The 713-nt window shown below is 35.8% G+C and carries 1 protein-coding gene; it reads left to right on the top strand.

Annotated features, from left to right (window positions below; genetic code table 11):
• Positions 1 to 216: 216 nt before the first annotated feature.
• On the top strand, positions 217 to 708 hold the full coding sequence (locus R7040_RS26475) for an outer membrane beta-barrel protein (protein ID WP_318097580.1): 492 nt from the start codon (positions 217 to 219) through the stop codon (positions 706 to 708).
• The last annotated feature ends 5 nt before the right edge of the window (positions 709 to 713 follow it).

Below are 713 nucleotides of genomic sequence, written 5' to 3'. Positions count from 1 at the left end.
CGCCTAGTTATCTTCTTTTTTGCCTTACCCATGTGTTCTGAACCGCCGTTCGAGTCATCACTACGGTTCAGAACACATGATCTTGAAAAAAGCTCAATGGATTTAGGCAACAACGTATTTCACTTGAAGATCGAAACAATTTGTTACACCATCAGACAAATGATAGCAATTATCAACACCATTTTTATTAACATAATTTCAAGAGATTAAGTTTTTATGCGTATAGCTTTGCTTGCTTTATTGATTCCCCTAGCTCCATCTTTTGCTTTTGCTGATATCCATCCTTATGCAGGGGTTAATTTGGGGATCGGCGGTATCGAGGAAATGGATATCGAATACGATAATTTGAATTACAGTCAAGAATCTGGAAAATTTTCTTGGGGAGTCAATTCGGGTTTTCTACTAGATTCAAATATTAGTGACAAATTTCAGTATGGTGCAGAAATTAGTTACACATCTTATGCAACCAATAAAAATGAAATAGAAGGGATTTCATTTAATTATGACGGATATAACATTGCGTTAATGGGTGTTGCCAGATACCAACTCTTCGAATCTTGGAGTGTTATGAGCAAGCTAGGTCTAGCACATACAGCTCAAGAGGTAGGCATAAATAACCGTGTAACAGTAAGTGAGTCTGAAATATTGCCTAAATTTGGGATCGATATTGCATATAATGCAACTGAAAATTTGGACATTTTATTTTGAATTGA

It is taken from the genome of Vibrio sp. 1069 (assembly GCF_033340555.1).
Note: the sequence above shows the minus strand (reverse complement) of the source record. Positions and strands in the feature narration are given on the sequence as shown.

Excerpts from the sequence above, each read along its gene's own strand:
- R7040_RS26475 (WP_318097580.1), top strand. The coding sequence starts at position 217 with ATGCGTATAGCTTTGCTTGCTTTATTGATTCCCCTAGCTCCATCTTTT.